This window comes from Rhodopila sp. (assembly GCF_035548235.1).
Taxonomy (GTDB): domain Bacteria; phylum Pseudomonadota; class Alphaproteobacteria; order Acetobacterales; family Acetobacteraceae; genus Rhodopila.
On the sequence record NZ_DASZTJ010000056.1, the window covers coordinates 1 to 16,492 of the forward strand.

The following is a 16,492-nucleotide window of genomic DNA, read 5'->3' on the forward strand; positions in this document are numbered from 1 at the left end:
CCTGATCGAACAGACCCATGATTCCCCTCCGCGTCAAAACCGGCAGCGGAACAATTTGCGATTGCAGGGTTACCTTCGATACACGCTACTGATTGCCGCACGCCGCCGATTGTATTTTACCAATACAATCAACCGTACACACCGGATGCGGGCAAGCTGTAATTGCCCGAATTCAGTTTCGGTCACAAACATATCGGTGAACGGGACGGGGTTCCGCAGGTTCGGGAAAGGGACGACCGGAGAGCGCGGCGCCACCGCCCGCCCCGGGCGCGGCCTCGGCCGGCCCCGAAGACAGACCGAGGCCGGACGGGCGGGACGAGCGCGTTACTCCGCCGCGATCTTCGACGCCGGCAGGTCGGTCGAGTAGCGCAGATGCACCGGCGCGTTCGCCTCCCACGGGTCGTTCAGCCCCAGCGACTTGCCGTAGTCCTTGATCGCCGGCATCACCTCCCGGCACAGCAGTTCGATGCAGCGGCGGCGGTCTTCCTTGCTGACGACGCCGTCGTTGGCCCACACCGCCATGATGCCCGGGCGCGTGTTCTCCACGACGTATTTCAGCCGCTCGATCACCTGCGACGGGGTCCCGGCGATGATCATCGTGGAGGCGATCTGTTCCTCGAACGTCATCTGTCCGCGGGGATTCGCGGCACGGCCCGTGGCGAACTCCACGAAGGCGCGGCGGCCGGACGGCGAGAAATACCCGGCCGGGTTGGCCCAGACCGGGTTCGCGAGGCCGGTGAACTCGCCTTGCATCCACATGAACTGGCGTGCGTTCTGCATCGCCTTTTCCTCGGTGTCCTGCACGTGGACGCGGATCAGGTAGCCGAAATTCTCCGGCCCGGCGGTATAGCCCACCTCGGCGGCCGCCTTGTCGTACGTGTCCTTGATCGCCTTGGTCGCATCGATCGCGGTGTTCAGCGCGATATAGGGATAGCGCTGCTGCGCGGTCCAGATGATGGTCTCTTTTGAAAGCACACCGGGGATCCAGACGCGGGGATACGGCTTCTGCATCGGGATCGCCCATGGGTTCACCACGCGCTGCTGGTAATGCGTGCCCTCCCACCGGAACGGCCCCGGAACGGTCCAAGTCTTCTGGATCAGGTCGTGCGCCTCCATGAAGCGCTCGCGGTTGAAGGCGGGGTTGACGCCGTTGGCCAACTGCTCCTGTCCGCCGCCGCGCACGAAGCCCGATACCAGCCGGCCTTTCGAGATCATGTCGATCATCGCCAGCTCTTCCGCGAGCTGTACGGGGTTTTCCGACAGCGGCAGCGGGTTGCCCAGGATGACGATCTTCACCTTCTTCGTCGCCGCCGCCAGGATCGCGGCGAACATGTTGGTGCGGGCCTGCATGCAGAACGGGGCGTTATGATGCTCGTTCAGCATGATGCCGTCGGCGCCGCATTCCTCGGCCAGGACGTATTCTTCCAGGTATTCGTTGTACAGCCGCGACCCTTCGTTCGGGTCGAAATAGCTGTTGGAGAAGGTCAGCGCGGTGGCCCCATAGTCCAGCCCGGCCTTGGAATCGTACGCGGCCATCGGCTGTTCGGTGAAATACATCATGTGCATGACGAGGACTCCCCTTCAGTTCGACAGAATGAAGTCGGCGGCAAGTCGAGCGGCCTGGTCCGGCTGTTCCATTTCGGCGAAATGGCCGCAGGATTGGAGGGTTTTCACCTCCGATCCCGGCAGCGCGGCGTGCCAGGCGGCGGCGGCGCTGAACGGCACGATGCGGTTGTCGTCCCCCCACAGGATCAGGGCGGGCGCGCGCACGCCACCCAGCAGGTGCGGCAAGGTCGGGCTGTACATGTATGGTTTCCATGCGGTGCGGAAACTCATTTCGCGGGCGATGTCCCAGGCTTCCAACTGGTCGGTGGAGACGTCGCCATAGACCTTCCGGAACGCCGCCTCGGCATGGAAGCCGGAGCGCGGGTAGTCGATATAGGACACGATCGCCTGGTCGGCGATGTCGCCTTCGGGCGGCTTGATGCCCATGGGGGAGACCAGCACCAGCTTGCGGTAGGCGGCGGGCGCCTGGCTCGCCATCTCGGCGGCGACCCAGCCCCCGAAGCCCAGGCCCACCAGCGACACGCCGGTCAGGCCCAGGTCGGCCAGCAGCCAGCCATAGATCGCCGCGATGTCGCGCGGGTGGCGCATCCAGGCCGGCCGCTCCGACTTCCCCCAGCCGGGGTGGTGCGGGATGACCACGTCGCAGCGCTGCGCGAGCAGGTCATAGAAGGGCAGGCTGTCGGGCGTGCCGATGTCGTGATGCAGCACCAGGACCGGTGCGCCGCTCCCCCCGCGCGATACATGCAGCTTCAGGCCGGCGATGCTCTTGGTCGTTTGCGTCCAGCTCATGCGGTGTTTTCCCCCAAGGACGTGTTCGTTGCCGGCAAGGATACTCAGCGGTAGCGAACTGTGTCGAATCGTGCCATCACGAACTGGTGATGAGAAACGACTTGACCGCGCACCAATCTGGCGCGTTCACGGAAACCCGCGCGCAGAAAGGTGGTCGCCGTTCTTCATGTTGGCCGGATCGATAGCCTCTCTGCTGGCGCTCGCCGGCCATTCGGCGGTCTTCCAGGCCTGCGCGATCATCATTGGAACCTTCATCCTGGAGGATGCGGCGACCGTCGCCGCGGCCATGCAGGTGGAGCAGGGCGCCCTGTCCGGGGCGCTGGCGCTGTTTTCGCTCTATGCCGGGATCGTGCTGGGTGACATCGGCCTCTACGGTCTCGGCCGCCTCTCCGCCAAAATCCCCTGGGTCGCTCGGTTCCTGCCGCCGCACCGGCAGGAGACGATCCGGGCCTGGGTGTCCGGGCGCGTCTTCCAGGTGGTCCTGGTCAGCCGGTTCCTTCCCGGCCTGCGGCTTCCGACGTATACGACCTGCGGTTTCGTGGGCGCCGACTTCAAGCGATTCACCCTGGCCGCCGTGGTCGCGACCGCGTGCTGGACCAGCCTGCTGTTCGGCGTCTCGTTGAAGATAGGACAGTTCCTGATGGATCACCTCGGCGCTTGGCGCTGGGCCGGCGCGGCCGGCTTCGTCGTATTCCTGGCACTTGCCAGCCGTGCCGCGGCCCATGCCACGCAGGGCGCGCGCCGGTGATCCCCCTGCCGGAGCGTCCGCGCACGCAACTGCAATCCGCGATCGCCCAGGGCGCCACGCGGCCGGCCCACTCCGAAGCGCCGGTGTCGTTCTTCGAGTTCTGGCCGGGATGGCTGTTCTATTTCCCGGTGGTGGTCCACTGGCTGCTGCTGGGCCTGCGGCATTGGTGCTGGAGCCTGCCGACCGCGGCCAATCCCCGCATCACCACGGGCGGCCTGTGCGGCGAGTCGAAGCTGTCGATCCTGCGCCAGGTCCGGCCGGAGGGGGCGTCGCTGGTGGCGCGGACGACGGGCGTGGTCGCGCGTTCGGATGGCGGCGACGCGGCAGAGGCGGCGATGCGGGCGGCCGAACTGGCATGGCCCGTCGTCGTCAAGCCCGATATCGGCTGCAACGGCACCGGCGTCCGCCTGCTGCATGACCGCGCGGCACTGGATCGCTACCTGCGGGACTTCCCGGCCGGCGAGACCATCGTGCTGCAACGCTTCGTGGAGGCGCCCAACGAGGCCGGCCTGTTCTATGTCCGCCATCCCGATGAGCCGGAGGGGCGGGTGACGTCGGTGACGCTGAAGCGCCCCCCGGTGGTGGTGGGCGACGGACGGTCCACGCTGCGCCAATTGGTCCTGGCCGATCCCCGAGCGGGAAAAGTGTCGCATCTGTACCTGCCTCGCCTGCAGGGACGGCTGGAGACGGTGCCGGCGCAGGGCGAGCCCGTGCAACTCGTGTTCGTCGGCAACCACTGCAAGGGATCGGTGTTCGAGAACGGGGCGGAGCTGATCACGCCGGCGCTGACCCAAGCGGTGGACCGGTTGGCCAAGACGGTGCCGGACTTCCATTTCGGCCGCATCGACGTACGCTTCGAAAGCCTGGGCCTGCTGCGCCGGGGCGAAGGGTTCACGGTCATCGAGATCAACGGCGTCGGGTCGGAGGCGACCCATATCTGGGACCCGCGCACAAGGCTGTGGGACGCGTGGAAGGCGCAGTTCTTCCACTACGGCGCGGCCTTCCGCATCGGCGCGGCGAACCGGCGGCGGGGCTTCGCGCCGGCGGGGGTGCGGGAGATGTACCGCGACTGGATGCGCCAGCGGCGGCTGATGGCGTCGTATCCGCTGAACGACTAGGGCCGTCCGCCCGCGCTCAATACAGGCTGGCGGCGCACGCCCGTCTCGCCGGCGCAAGCCGATTGGAACACAGGACCTGCATCCCGTCCGCCTCGTAACAGGCGCGATAGTCCGCCAGCGCCGGTCCCAGGACGGAGGCGGCATAGGCCGGATGCTCCACGACCACCGCCAGCACCGCATCGCCCATCCGCGCCTGCCGCGTGAGATCGGCAGCGAGGAAGCCGCTGATCATCCTCTGGCTGAAGACATGGAAGATGCGCTGGGTGCCGAGATAGGGGCCGTTCATGCGGTCGGTCTCGGCCAGGATGACCGGCGGCAGGCCCGGCGGCGCGCACTGCTGCTTGTACCGCTCGGTCAGCGTCGCCAGGAACGCCTGCACCGGGGTCCGGGGGCCTCGGAGGGACGGGTTGTCGACGGCGGCGGTGATGTCGCGCCGGCAGATCCAGCTTGCGTTGGTGAAGGTACCCGGCAGCAGGTCCGCGCCGACCAGCCAGCATCCCAGCACCAGCGCCCAGGGCCGGCGCGCGAAGGTCGCGGCCCACTTCACCTCGATCAGCAGCAGGATCGCGAACCCCAGCGACAGCGGCAGGAAATAGCGGCCCTCGGACACGATGGCGAGCAGGCCGGCATAGCCGACGCCGAAGGCCGCCAAGGTCAGCGCGCGATGACCGAAGCCGGAACCGCCGCATATCTGAACCGCGCGATCGAACAAGCCCCTCAAGCGTGATGAGCGAGCGGCGCCGTCATGCCCTGGGCAGGCGACCGGATTGCGTCTTCGCAGGCAGGCCGCCACGGCGAAGATCGCCGCCAGCAGCGCGGCGCGGGACGCGGGGAAGACGCTGAACCCGGCCTCGAAGTTGCCTTTGTAACGAACGGAGCAGGCGGCGTCGAGCAGCCAGATGTTGCAGGCCGATTGGATCGCGTTGTTGACCAGGCCGCCGCGGGGACGGACATCGTATCGATCGATACCAACTGCCATGATCCGGTGTGGGCCAGGGGGGTCGGTGACGGTCGCCAGCATCTCGGACATGCCCAGGATCCGGCCGGAGAACACCAGGTTGCGGCCGAGCTGCGGCCCCAATGCGAGCACGCCGGCCAGGACGCCGATCGCCAGGAACCGGGGCGAGCGCCGGAAGTCCCGGTATCGCCGCGCGTGATACAGCAAGATCAGCGGCGCGATGAACAGGGCGGTGATCTTCACCGCGGCGGCCATGCCGATGAACCCGGGCCACAGCGGGCAGCGGACCAGCGCGGCGACCAGGAACAGCAGCAGCAGCGGCTCCTGGTACGCAGTGCCCTGGGCGATGCCGGCCTCGGTCAGAACGAAGGCCATCACCCCCGCGAAGGCGATCGCCGCCCGCCGGGCGCCGGGCGGGAAGCGTTCGGTCGGAAACGCGCTGGGGACGACCAGTGCCAGCAGGACGAAGCTGAGCGAGGACATCAGCTGCGGCCGCCAGTCCCCGGTCACGATCCGCAGCAGGGCGTTGAGCATTTCCTGCAGGTTGGTCCCGATCATGTAGCCGTCGATGATCGCCGAATCGCCGGTGCGCCACTCCGCCATCTGGTACGGGACGGTGACTTTGTAGGACAGGCTGTCATACGCGATGTCGGGGAACCGGGCGCGCAGCAACGGGAAGAGCAGAAGGGTCAAGGGGACGAGGTCGATGATGGCGGATGAAACCGGTTTGACCGATCGCGCGACCCAGACGGCGGTCCCGGCGGCAGCGGCGAGCGCGGCCCAGACCATCCAGTCGCGGACGATGACGCCATGAAGGGCGAACGGGATCTGTCCGATCGCGGCGAAGATCCCCAGCAGCACGACGGCGAACAGGCCGCCGCGGCGCCAGCCGAACCCGGCGACGGCCGCCGCGAGGGATGCCAGGAAGACCACCGTCCCGGGATGCGGCCGCAGCACCGGCACGATGGCGATCGCCAGCACCGGCAGGGTCGCCCACTGGCTGAGCCGGTACGGTGCCTGCCACCGTTCCCGTGCCGCCGAGGCCAGGTAGAGCGCCGTCTGTCCCAGGCCCAGCACGGCGAGGACCGTGGTGCCGGGGAACGCTTCCGTCCGCCCGCACCAGAAGATATCCTGCCCGGCGACCTGGACGTATCCGCCCGCCGCCACCAGGGCCAACAGTGCGGGCAGCATCCACCGCTTGATTCGCGACAACGTTGTCAAACCTTCATGAACCGCCTCTGGCATGCGGGCCGTCGATCCCGGCCCGTTCCGCATCGGAACGGAACCCGCCGCCATGACCGAAACCCGCCCCGAGATCGAAGCGCTGGAGACGACGATCGCCTGGCGGCTGCGCTGCCTCGACGCCGACCCGGCGGACGCGGCCAGCGCCGAAGCGGTGCGGCGGCTGGAAGCGCTGGCCGAGGACCTGGCCGGCGCCGATCACGCCGCGCTGTGGACCGAACTGGGCGCGCTGCTGAACTGGTTGGGGGAGTCGGACGGCGTCTCGGACTACCTGGACCTGGCAACGGATTACCGGAACCGGATCGGGGTCTCGGAGCACCCGCGCGACGGCGCGGCCTATATAGGCGGGCTGCTGGATATCGCCCGGTCGCTGATCTAGGCCCGTCCGTCCGTTGCCCGACCGCGTCGGCGCTTCTGGCCATGGCATCAGCCCGTATCGGCAACCGCCAGCCGCCGTGCGGCGGGCGGCGGCACGGGGAAGGCCGGCCCAGACGACAGCCACCCCGCATGGCTCTCCGACAGCCGCAACTGCTCGGGCGGCGCGGGGCGTGCCAGCAGGTAGCCTTGCACATAGGTGCAGCCCAGGGAGCGCAGCATCGCCAGTTGCCGGGACGTCTCCACGCCCTCGGCCGTGATCGTCAGGCTCAGGCTGTTGCCCATCGCGATCACGGTCTGCACGATCGCCTCGGCGCCCGGCTCGTCGTCGCCATCGCTGATGAAGCTGCGGTCGATCTTGATCTTGTCGAACGGGAACTTGCGCAGGTTCCCCAGGCTGGAATGGCCGGTGCCGAAATCGTCCATCGCGATCTTCACCCCCAGGGCCTTCAGGTCCCGCAGCATCCGCAGCGCGTTCCGCGTATCGACCATCAGCGCGGTCTCGGTGATCTCCAGTTCCAGCCGTTCGGGCGGCAGGCCGGTCTGCGCCAGCACGCTGGCCACGTCGCCCACGATGTCGGCCTCGGCGAACTGCGCGGGGGAGACGTTCACCGCGACCGTCACCGGACGGTCCCACGCGACGGCCTCGGCGCAGGCGGTTCGCAGCACCCATTTGCCCATCGGCACGATCAGCCCGTTCGCCTCGGCCAGCGAGATGAACTCGGCCGGCGGGATGCGGCCGCGCAACGGGTGGTTCCAGCGCAGCAGCGCCTCGCAGCCCGCCGGTTCCAGGGTCTCCGCGTTGAAAAAGGTCTGGTAGTGCAGGGTGAGCTGCCCGTTCCCCAGGGCGGCGGCGAGATCCCGCTCCAGCGTCTGCCGTTCGTGCAGCCGGCGTCCGAACTCGGCCTCGAACATCCGCCAGGTAGAGCGGCCTTCCCGCTTCGCGCGGCGCAGCGCGGTGGCGGCGTTCCGCACCAGCCCCTCGGCCGTCGTGCCGTGTTCGGGATACAGCGCGATCCCGGCGCTCGCGGTCAGGTCGACCGTCTGGCCATCGGCTTCAAACGGCCGCTCGATGTCCTGCAGCAGCCGGGCGACGAGGGCCTGGACGTTGACGCCGGGTTCGGCCATCGGGTGCAGGACGGCGAACTCGTCGCGGCCCAGCCGCGCGATCAGCGTCGCGTTGACCGCGATCGCCGCCAGCCGCCTGGCCACCTGCACTAGCGTCTGGTCCGACGCCTTGGCGCCGAAATTTTCGTAGATGCCCTCGAACCGATCGAGGTCGATATAGATCAGCCCGAGGGGGCCGCCGCCGGGTGCGGCCAGCATCTGCGCCAGCGCCTTCTCGAAATGGTCGCGGTTCGGCAGGCCGGTCAGCGGGTCATGGGACGCCAGGCGCTGAAGTTGCGCCAGCGCCGTCTTCTCGCGCGTCAGGTCGCGGATCGCCAGGATGTGCCCGCCGGCCTCGGGTCCGTTGCGCCACAGCACCTCGACCGGGCGCGTCGTGCCGTCGGGTTGCAGCAACTCATGCTCCGACGGCTGCCCGGGCGCGGAGCGAAGGGTGAAGCCCTTGACCACCCCAGGCAGATGCGCCCCGATCAGGCTGTGCCGGTCGCAGCCGGACAGTTTCAGCATCGCCCCGTTCGCGTCGGTGATCACGCCGCCGTGCTCGAAGATCAGGCCTTCGAACCCGGCCTCGACATGGCGCTTCAGCCGCCGGGCCTCGTTCGCCGCCGCCTCGACGGCGCGGCGGTCCAACTGGGCTGCGGCGAACCACAGGATCGTCACCAGGATCGCGCTGGCGCCGCCCAGCAGGGCCGGCAGCGACCGGATCGGTGCACCGTCCTGCGGGATCGGCGGCGCCGCCAGGGCGGCCGCCGCGCCCAGGTGCGTCAGCATGGCCGAGGCCGCCAGCAGCACCGTCGCCTGCGCCGGGCGCCGATCGACCAGGCGGCGCAGGCCGAACCCCGCGACCAGGGATCCACCCAGCAGCGTGGCGACCAGCAGTGCGGGGTCCGGCCGGGTCACCGTGTTGACCATCAACGTCCGCAGGCTCAGGACATGGATGCCCAGCAGCCCGGCGCAGAACAGGAGGCCGGCGCCGGCAATGGCGGGCCAGGCGGGTTTGTCCGCGAGGCTGACGGCCGTCAGCACCGCCGCCGGAAACGCGGCCATCAGCAGCGACAGCAGGAAGAAGGGGATGTCGAAGCCGCCGATCGGGCGCGGCCCGAAGCCGGCCAAGGCGGTGAACATCGTCGTCCAGACGCCCGCGCCGAAGGCGGCGAAGCCGGCGGCAAGGCGCAGGTCGGCCCGACGCTCGCCGTACCCGTCGTCACAGTCGCGGGCAACCAGCCGGATGCCCGCCTGGACCGAGAGCAGGCAGACGACGCACGCCAGGACAACCAGGCTTGGGTCGTGGTCCCAGCTTATCCATCCCATGGCCCTGAGCATCGGGACACCCTGTAGAAAACGCGGGTATCTTGCGTGGCAGGGGTTATCAATCGGTTAACGCGGTGCGCTTTCCGCCCGTCGAGGGGATGAAGAATGGGCCCGACAGGCGCGCCCCGACGGGACGCGCCTGCCTGTCATGGCGGGACGATGCCCGTGGGCGGAACCACAGCCGGCAGGCATGTTGTAGCTGGAAAAAACTTAACGAATGGTTACCGGCCGGCGCCGGGAGGCAATGTTTTGTTGCCGCCGCGCCTCAGGCGCGCCTCAGATCCGGATCAGCAGCGCCACTGCCCCCGCGGCCATGCCCAGGGCCAGGATCGCCCAGAGCGGACTGACCAGCCGCGGCGCCGCCGTCCCGGCCGGCATGGCCTTCGTCCCGGTGATCATCGGCCGCACCAGGTCCTGCCGCTTCAGCACCGCGTAGACCAGGATCGCGAAGACGTGCAGGCAGACCGCGATCTCGATCAGGGTGAAGTTGACCGAGTGGATGTGGCTGAGCCAGTCGCTGCGGCCCTTGCTCACCAGGTGCATCAGCGGACCTTCGGTGTCGCCGTCGTCGTTGGCGAAAAGGCCGGTGCCGGCCTGCACCACGACCAGCGCCAGCATCACCAGCACCATCCAGCCGCCGGCGGCGTTGTGCCCGATCTCCTGGTCCGGTTCGCGGCGATGGATGTGGCGCAGGTGGCCGAGCGCGGCGAACGGGCTGCGCAGGAAGCGGCCGAAGCGCGCGGTGTCGCTGCCGACCAGACCCCAGATCATCCGGAACAGCACCAGCGTCAGGATCGCGTAGCCGATCAGCACATGCCAATCCATGTAGTTCCATTCCTGGCTGGCCCAGGCGAGGAAAACCAGTGCCGCGAGCATCCAGTGGAACAGCCGGACCGGCAGGTCCCACACCTTGATCCGACGCATGTCTTACCCTCCGTCCGCCGCTGTATAAACGGGGGGGACGTTGCGTCCAACCGGCGGATACGCTTCTCTGTCGCCCGGTCACAGGAGCGGACTGGAGGCAGGATGCGCATCAGCGTGATGCAGATGAACCCCGGCGCGAACAAGGCCGACAACATCGCCCAGGCCCGCCGGCTGATCGACAGCGCCATCGAGCAGGACCGTCCCGACATCGTCAGCCTGCCCGAAGTCTGGGACAGCCTGGGCGGCGACCGCGCCACCCGCCTGGCCAACGCGGAAACGCTGCCGCCGCCGGGCTCGAACGAACCCGGCGGCGAGGCCTATGAGTTCCTGCGCGACACGGCCCGATCGGCCAAGGTGCACGTGCATGGCGGCTCGATCATCGAACAGGGGCCGGAGAAGCTGTTCAATACCACCGTGGTGTTCGACCCGGACGGACAGGAGATCGCGCGCTATCGCAAGATCCACCTGTTCGACATCACCGCCCCCGACGGCACAGGCTATCGGGAGAGCAACAGCTACGGCGCCGGCGACGAGGTCGTGACCTATGACGCCGGCGGCATGAAGGTCGGCTGCGCCATCTGCTACGACGTCCGCTTCCCCGACCTGTTCTGGTCCCTGCGCGGCCAGGGCGCCGAGGTCATCTTCCTGCCCAGCGCGTTCACGCTGGCGACGGGCAAAGACCATTGGGAGGCGCTGATCCGCGGCCGCGCGATCGAGACCCAATGCTGGTTCGCGGCGCCGGCGACCTGGGGCAAGCACCTGGAAGGCAAGGGCGAGCCTCGGTTCACCTATGGCCACTCCATGGTGGTGAACCCGTGGGGGCATGTGGTCGCACAGGTCTCGGACGGGGTCGGCTGGACGACGGCGCGGATCGACCACGACCTCACGGCCCGGGTGCGGCGGGACATGCCTGTACTGGAACACAGGAAGCGCGTTTGAGCGGTCCGCTCGCAGCGGTCGACGGCGCCGAGGACCAGGGCGCCGCCGAAGAAGCGCGGGCCGCAGACGCCGAGGAGACGCGGAATTTCGTCTCCGGCAAGATCGCCTTCGCCGCCGCCCCCTCCCAGATCGCCCAGGACGCTCGGGACCGCCTGATCACCCGCTATGGCGCCTGCGAGATGAAGGACGCGGCGGTCGTCGTCGCGCTGGGCGGCGACGGGTTCATGCTGGAGACGATCCACCAGGTGCTGGCCTTGGACATCCCGGTCTACGGCATGAACCGCGGCTCCGTCGGCTTCCTGATGAACAGCTACAGCGAGGACGACCTGCCGGCCCGCCTCTCGCGCGCCCAGGCGGCCGAACTGCATCCGCTGCGGATGCACGCGGTGACCGTCACCGGCGCGGTCGAGGAGGCCCTGGCGTTCAACGAGGTGAGCCTGCTGCGCCAACTGCGCCAGGCCTCGAAGATCCGCATCATCGTCGACGGACGCGTTCGGCTGGAGGAGTTGTCCTGTGACGGGGTGCTGATCTCCACGCCGGCGGGCTCGACGGCGTACAACCTCTCGGCACACGGCCCGATCGTGCCGCTGTCCGCCAACCTGCTGCCGCTGACCCCGATCAGCGCCTTCCGCCCCCGGCGCTGGCGCGGCGCGCTGCTGCCCAGTTCGGCGGACGTGCTGTTCGAGGTGCTGGAGACGGACAAGCGTCCGACCGCCGCGGTGGCGGACTTCACCGAAGTGCGGGACGTCGCCTCCGTTGCGGTCAGCGAGGACCGGTCGGTCACGGTGACGGTGCTGTTCGACCCCGACCAGGGCCTGTCGGAACGCATCATCGCCGAGCAGTTCACGGTCTGACGGGCGATGTCAGCCCCTCGGGCTGACGCCTTTCGGTACCAGGCTCGCGAAGCACAGCGTCCCGATCGCCGCCGCGAGTGTGAGCAAGTACGCGTGGTGGAGGCCGGTCGCCACGATCGAAACCAGGTGTGCCAGCCGGTCCGGCGGCAGCGCGGACCGGGCGGCGGGTTCCAGCAGAAGGCGGACCTGGTCGACGGAAGAGGGATCCATCCGCCGCAGGCTCAGGTTCAGCACCGCGGCGCACCCCGCGGTGCCGACCGACTGGCCGATGAACCGCATGAACATCGTCGACGACGTCGCCGCGCCGCGCTGATGCCACGGCACCGAGGTCTGGACCGACACGATGAACGAGGTGCTGCAGAACCCCATGCCGCCGCCGATGATGAACGCCGCCAGCGCCGCCGGCCAAGGTCCGTCCGCCGGACCGATCGTCTGCAGCATCCCGCTGCCGGCGCACAGGCCCATCGCGCCCAACACCGCCACCAGCCGGTAGCTCGTGCGCACCATCAGGCGGCCGCCGACCACGCTCAGCAGCGCCCAGGCCACCGACATCGCGCCCAGTACCGTGCCGGCCATCAGCGGCGTATCGCCCATCGCGCCCTGGATATAGGTCGGCAGGAACGCCGCCATCCCCATCGTCACCGCCCCGGCGGTGCCGTTGCCCAGGCTGCCGACCGCGATCAGCCGGATGCGCCACAGTTCCAGCGGCAGCATCGGCTCCTTCGTCCGCCGCTCATGCCAGTACAGCGCCGCCAGCGAGGCGACGCCCGCCGCGACCAGGCCGGCCAGCACCGGCGTGGCGAGCGTCCCGCCCTGGACCAATGCGATCATCAGCAGCCCGACGGACGCCAGCAGCAGCAGCGAACCCAGCCAGTCGATGCGGTGCGAGCGCTTATGGATGTCCTCACGCAGCAGTACCGCGATCATCCCGATCGCCATGGCGCCCACCGGGATGTTGACCCAGAACACCGCCTGCCAACTCAGGTGCGTGATCAGGAACGCCCCCAGCGAGGGGCCGGCCACCGCCGACACGCCGAACACGCTCGACACCAGCCCCTGGACCTTCGCCCGCTCGGCCGGTGCATAGATGTCGCCCAGGATCGTCGATGCGATCGGCTGCACGCCGCCTGCCCCGAACCCCTGCAACGCCCGGAATCCGATCATCACCGGCATCGACCAGGCGAAGCCGCACAGCGTCGAACCCAGCAGGAAGACGCCTGCGCCGATGTAGAAAATCCGCTTGCGCCCGAACAGGTCCGCGAGGCGGCCATAGACCGGGATGCTGACCGCCTGGGTCAGCAGGTAGATGGTGAACACCCAACTGAACAGGTTGAACCCGCCCAGGTCGCCGACCAGTGTCGGGATGGCCGTCGCGACGATGGAGCTTTCCACCGCCGCCATGAACGTCGCCATCAGGCACGCCGCCAGTACCAGGTTGCGCCGCGTCCCGGACTTCTGTTCGGGCAGGGTTGGCCCCGCCGCCACGGGCGGTGGCGGCCTCGGGATATCCCGCGGGGCATCGTCCGGCATTTTGTCGTTTCCTCCGGCAGCGCGCCGCGCTGCTGATGGCCGCCCCGAAGGGGCGACCCGTTCATGCGATGGTCTTCATCCCTGGTTTTCATCCGTCGGGACCGATCCGGCAAGATGACGGCCCTTGATCCCGCCCGGTGGCAGGGGATACTCCGCCTCCCGAACCGGAGACACGTCGCATGACCGCGCCCCTTCCCACTGCGAAACCCGAGGAGGTCGGCCTCGATCCCGCGGCGCTCGACCGCCTGTCCGCCGCCCTGCGGGACCGCGTCGCCGCCGGCCACATCCCGGGCGCGGTGGCGCTGGTCGCACGCCACGGCAAGGTCGCGTATCACGAGGCGTTCGGCGCGCAGGACCCCGCCGCCGGGCAGCCGATGGCGCGCGATTCGATCTTCCGCATCTATTCGATGACGAAGCCGATCGTTTCTATTGCAACGATGATGCTGCTGGAGGAAGGGCGCTTCATCCTCGCCGACCCGATCGGCAAGTTCATCCCGGCGTTCAACGACACCAAGGTCGCGGTTCCCGATGGCAGCGGAGGCGGCGAGGGCTACGGCCTGACGGCGCAGGTCCGCCCGATCACCGTGCAGGACCTGCTGCGCCACACCTCTGGCCTGACTTACGAGTTCCGCGGCAACGGCCCGATCCACAAGGCCTATGCCCAGGCCAGGGTGGCGCGGCTGAAGCAGACCAACGCGGACCAGGCGGCGGTGCTGGCCGCGCTGCCGCTGGTGCACCAGCCCGGGACGGCGTGGGAATACAGCCGCTCCACCGACGTGCTGGGCCGGCTGGTGGAGATCCTGTCCGGCGAGAGCCTGGGCGCGTTCCTCGCGCGGCGCATCCTGGGGCCGCTGGGGATGGAAGACAGCGGGTTCGACGTGCCGGCGGACAAGCATGGCCGCGTCGCCGAACCTTTCGCCAAGGATCCGGAAAGCGGCGCGGACGTCGCGCTGCTGGACGTCAAGCGGCCCGCGCTGTTCGAATCGGGTGGCGGCGGGATGGTCGGCACCGCCATGGATTACGCCCGCTTCCTGACCATGCTGCACGGTCACGGCCGCGCCGGCACCACGCGCCTGCTGGGCCGCAAGACCGTGGAGTTGATGACCGCCGACCACCTGGGCAGCGGCATCACCACCCGCGCCGACCTTCTGCCGCCGGGCCACGGCTTCGGCCTGGGGTTCGCGGTGCGCACCCATGCCGGGGTGGCGCCGTTCCCCGGATCGGTCGGCAACTATTTCTGGAGCGGCGCCGCCGGCACGTTCTTCTGGGTCGATCCGGTCGAGCGGCTGTATGCCGTGCTGATGTGCCAGGCGCCCGGACAACGCGAGTATTACCGGTCCCTTTTCAGGGACCTGGTCTACGCCGCCGTCACGGACTGAGACCGCACTGTCAAGCGCGAAGCGCCGCCGATGCCCCGAACCGGGATGATCCTGCCATCCCGATTACGTGCTTGGCGGAATCCGCTCCCGTCTCCTACCACAGCGCCGCGTTTGCCCATAGCGCCGCGTTTGCCAGGAGACGACCGATGAAACACTGGACTGCTGCCTGCCTTGTCGGGTTGGCCTTGCTGACCGCCTGTTCTTCCAAGAACGGCGAGACAAACGGCCAGAACGGGGCCGGAGGCGCTGCCGGATACGGCGCCGGCGGGCCGGGCGGAGCGGGCGGCTACGGCGCGGGCGGCGTGGCCGGCCGAGCGGCGCCGGGGTCGGAGGAGGACCTGGTGCAGTCGGCCGGTGACCGCATCTTCTTCGATACCGACCGCAGCACGCTGTCGCCCGAGGCAAGGGGCACGCTGGACCGCCAGGCGCAGTGGCTGCAGCAGTATCCGCAGGTCAACATCTGGGTCGCCGGCAACTGCGACGAACGCGGCACCGAGGAATACAACCTCGCGCTCGGTGCCCGCCGCGCGAACGCGGACCGGGACTACCTGGTGGCGCACGGCATCGCCAAGAGCCGGATCGAGACGATCAGCTATGGCAAGTCCCGGCCGATCGACGCCGGGTCCTCGGCCCAGGCCTGGGCGCAGAACCGCAACGCGATCACCTCGGTACGGTAGCGCGAACGGTCGTCCGCCCGGTTCCGGGACGGCTGCGTCCCCGGAACCGGCCCCGTGCCGTTACCCCGCGTTCCCGCCAGACTTTCCGGCGGCGAACCGCACCGCTTCCTCGGCCGCTCGGACGAGCGCCCGCGCCTTCTGGCGGCACTCTTCGTATTCGGCGTCGGGCACCGAGTCCGCGACGATCCCCGCGCCGGCCTGGACGTGCATGACCCCGTCCTTCACCAGCGCGGTGCGCAGCGCGATGCAGGTGTCCATCGTGCCGTTGGCGGCGAAATAGCCGATGCAGCCGGCATAGATGGCCCGCCGGTCCGGTTCCAGTTCCTCGATGATCTCCATCGCGCGGACCTTGGGCGCGCCGGACAGCGTCCCGGCGGGGAAGCCGCCGATCAGCGCGTCCAGCGCGTCCAGCCCTTCGCGCAGCCGGCCCTCGACGTTGGACGAGATGTGCATCACGTGGCTGAAACGCTCGATGACGAAGCTTTCGGTCACTTTCACCGTGCCGACCGCCGCGACGCGGCCGACGTCGTTGCGGCCGAGGTCCAGCAGCATCAGGTGCTCGGCCCGCTCCTTGGGATCGTTGCGCAGCTCCTCGGCGAGGGCCGCGTCCTCCTCCGGCGTCGCGCCGCGGCGGCGGGTGCCGGCGATCGGGCGGATGGTGATCTTGCCGTCGCGCAGGCGCACCAGGATCTCGGGGCTCGAGCCGATCAGCTGGAAGCCCGGGAAGTTCAGGTAGTAGAGGAACGGCGAGGGGTTCGTGCGCCGCAGCGAGCGGTAGAGCGCGAACGGATCGTGCCGGAACGGCGCGCGGAAGCGGTGGCTGGGCACGACCTGGAAGATGTCGCCGGCCCGGATGTAGTCCTTCGCCTTCTCGACGACGGCCCGGTAGTCCTCGCGGCTTACCGGGGTGGTGAATCGGTCGGGCTGCGGCTCGGCGGCGCCGGTCAGGGGCGGGGC

At 69.0% G+C, this 16,492-nt stretch carries 14 protein-coding genes; 7 read left to right on the forward strand and 7 right to left on the reverse strand.

From position 1 onward, the window contains the following. Window positions 1-324: 324 nt before the first annotated feature. Together VHB27_RS04755 and VHB27_RS04760 are read right to left on the reverse strand one after the other, a co-directional pair. Window positions 325-1,566, reverse strand: coding sequence for an LLM class flavin-dependent oxidoreductase (locus tag VHB27_RS04755; protein ID WP_325597782.1), 1,242 nt, complete (start codon window positions 1,564-1,566; stop codon window positions 325-327). 15 nt (window positions 1,567-1,581) lie between these two features. Next, window positions 1,582-2,355, reverse strand: coding sequence for an alpha/beta fold hydrolase (locus tag VHB27_RS04760; protein ID WP_325597783.1), 774 nt, complete (start codon window positions 2,353-2,355; stop codon window positions 1,582-1,584). Window positions 2,356-2,521: 166 nt separating this feature from the next. Between VHB27_RS04760 and VHB27_RS04765 the strand changes: the two genes are divergently transcribed. Both VHB27_RS04765 and VHB27_RS04770 read left to right on the forward strand, forming a co-directional pair. Next, entirely contained in the window at window positions 2,522-3,103 is a 582-nt protein-coding gene (locus VHB27_RS04765) for a DedA family protein (protein WP_325597784.1), read from the forward strand. A 5-nt stretch (window positions 3,104-3,108) separates the two neighbouring features. Continuing rightward, complete coding sequence (locus VHB27_RS04770; RefSeq protein ID WP_408903973.1) at window positions 3,109-4,221, forward strand: D-alanine--D-alanine ligase; 1,113 nt, start codon at window positions 3,109-3,111, stop codon at window positions 4,219-4,221. 16 nt (window positions 4,222-4,237) lie between these two features. Here the strand turns inward: VHB27_RS04770 and VHB27_RS04775 are convergent, their stop codons facing one another. Beyond that, window positions 4,238-6,370, reverse strand: coding sequence for a hypothetical protein (locus VHB27_RS04775; protein ID WP_325597786.1), 2,133 nt, complete (start codon window positions 6,368-6,370; stop codon window positions 4,238-4,240). A gap of 103 nt (window positions 6,371-6,473) precedes the next feature. Between VHB27_RS04775 and VHB27_RS04780 the strand changes: the two genes are divergently transcribed. Beyond that, the gene (locus tag VHB27_RS04780) at window positions 6,474-6,800 is read left to right on the forward strand and encodes a hypothetical protein (protein ID WP_325597787.1); all 327 of its coding nucleotides are present in this window, start codon (window positions 6,474-6,476) and stop codon (window positions 6,798-6,800) included. 47 nt (window positions 6,801-6,847) lie between these two features. Here the strand turns inward: VHB27_RS04780 and VHB27_RS04785 are convergent, their stop codons facing one another. Further along, window positions 6,848-9,232, reverse strand: a complete 2,385-nt coding sequence (locus VHB27_RS04785) for a putative bifunctional diguanylate cyclase/phosphodiesterase (protein WP_325597788.1) — start codon at window positions 9,230-9,232, stop codon at window positions 6,848-6,850. 276 nt (window positions 9,233-9,508) lie between these two features. Beyond that, a complete protein-coding gene (locus VHB27_RS04790; protein ID WP_325597789.1) occupies window positions 9,509-10,156 on the reverse strand; it encodes a cytochrome b/b6 domain-containing protein in 648 nt (215 codons plus the stop codon). A 102-nt stretch (window positions 10,157-10,258) separates the two neighbouring features. Between VHB27_RS04790 and VHB27_RS04795 the strand changes: the two genes are divergently transcribed. Both VHB27_RS04795 and VHB27_RS04800 read left to right on the forward strand, forming a co-directional pair. Next, window positions 10,259-11,095, forward strand: coding sequence for a carbon-nitrogen hydrolase family protein (locus VHB27_RS04795; protein WP_325597790.1), 837 nt, complete (start codon window positions 10,259-10,261; stop codon window positions 11,093-11,095). A gap of 101 nt (window positions 11,096-11,196) precedes the next feature. Beyond that, window positions 11,197-11,949 (forward strand): NAD kinase, encoded by a 753-nt coding sequence (locus VHB27_RS04800; RefSeq protein WP_325597795.1) that lies wholly within the window; start codon window positions 11,197-11,199, stop codon window positions 11,947-11,949. A gap of 9 nt (window positions 11,950-11,958) precedes the next feature. Here the strand turns inward: VHB27_RS04800 and VHB27_RS04805 are convergent, their stop codons facing one another. After that, window positions 11,959-13,479: an MDR family MFS transporter gene (locus tag VHB27_RS04805; protein WP_325597791.1), complete on the reverse strand. Its 1,521-nt coding sequence runs from the start codon at window positions 13,477-13,479 to the stop codon at window positions 11,959-11,961. Window positions 13,480-13,658: 179 nt separating this feature from the next. Between VHB27_RS04805 and VHB27_RS04810 the strand changes: the two genes are divergently transcribed. Together VHB27_RS04810 and pal are read left to right on the forward strand one after the other, a co-directional pair. Then, a complete protein-coding gene (locus VHB27_RS04810; protein WP_325597792.1) occupies window positions 13,659-14,858 on the forward strand; it encodes a serine hydrolase domain-containing protein in 1,200 nt (399 codons plus the stop codon). Window positions 14,859-15,004: 146 nt separating this feature from the next. Further along, on the forward strand, window positions 15,005-15,535 hold the full coding sequence (gene pal, locus VHB27_RS04815; protein ID WP_325597793.1) for a peptidoglycan-associated lipoprotein Pal: 531 nt from the start codon (window positions 15,005-15,007) through the stop codon (window positions 15,533-15,535). Between the two features lie 60 nt (window positions 15,536-15,595). Here the strand turns inward: pal and VHB27_RS04820 are convergent. After that, window positions 15,596-16,492 (reverse strand): anthranilate synthase component I family protein (locus VHB27_RS04820; protein ID WP_325597794.1); only part of this gene is annotated, 897 nt, incomplete at its 5' end.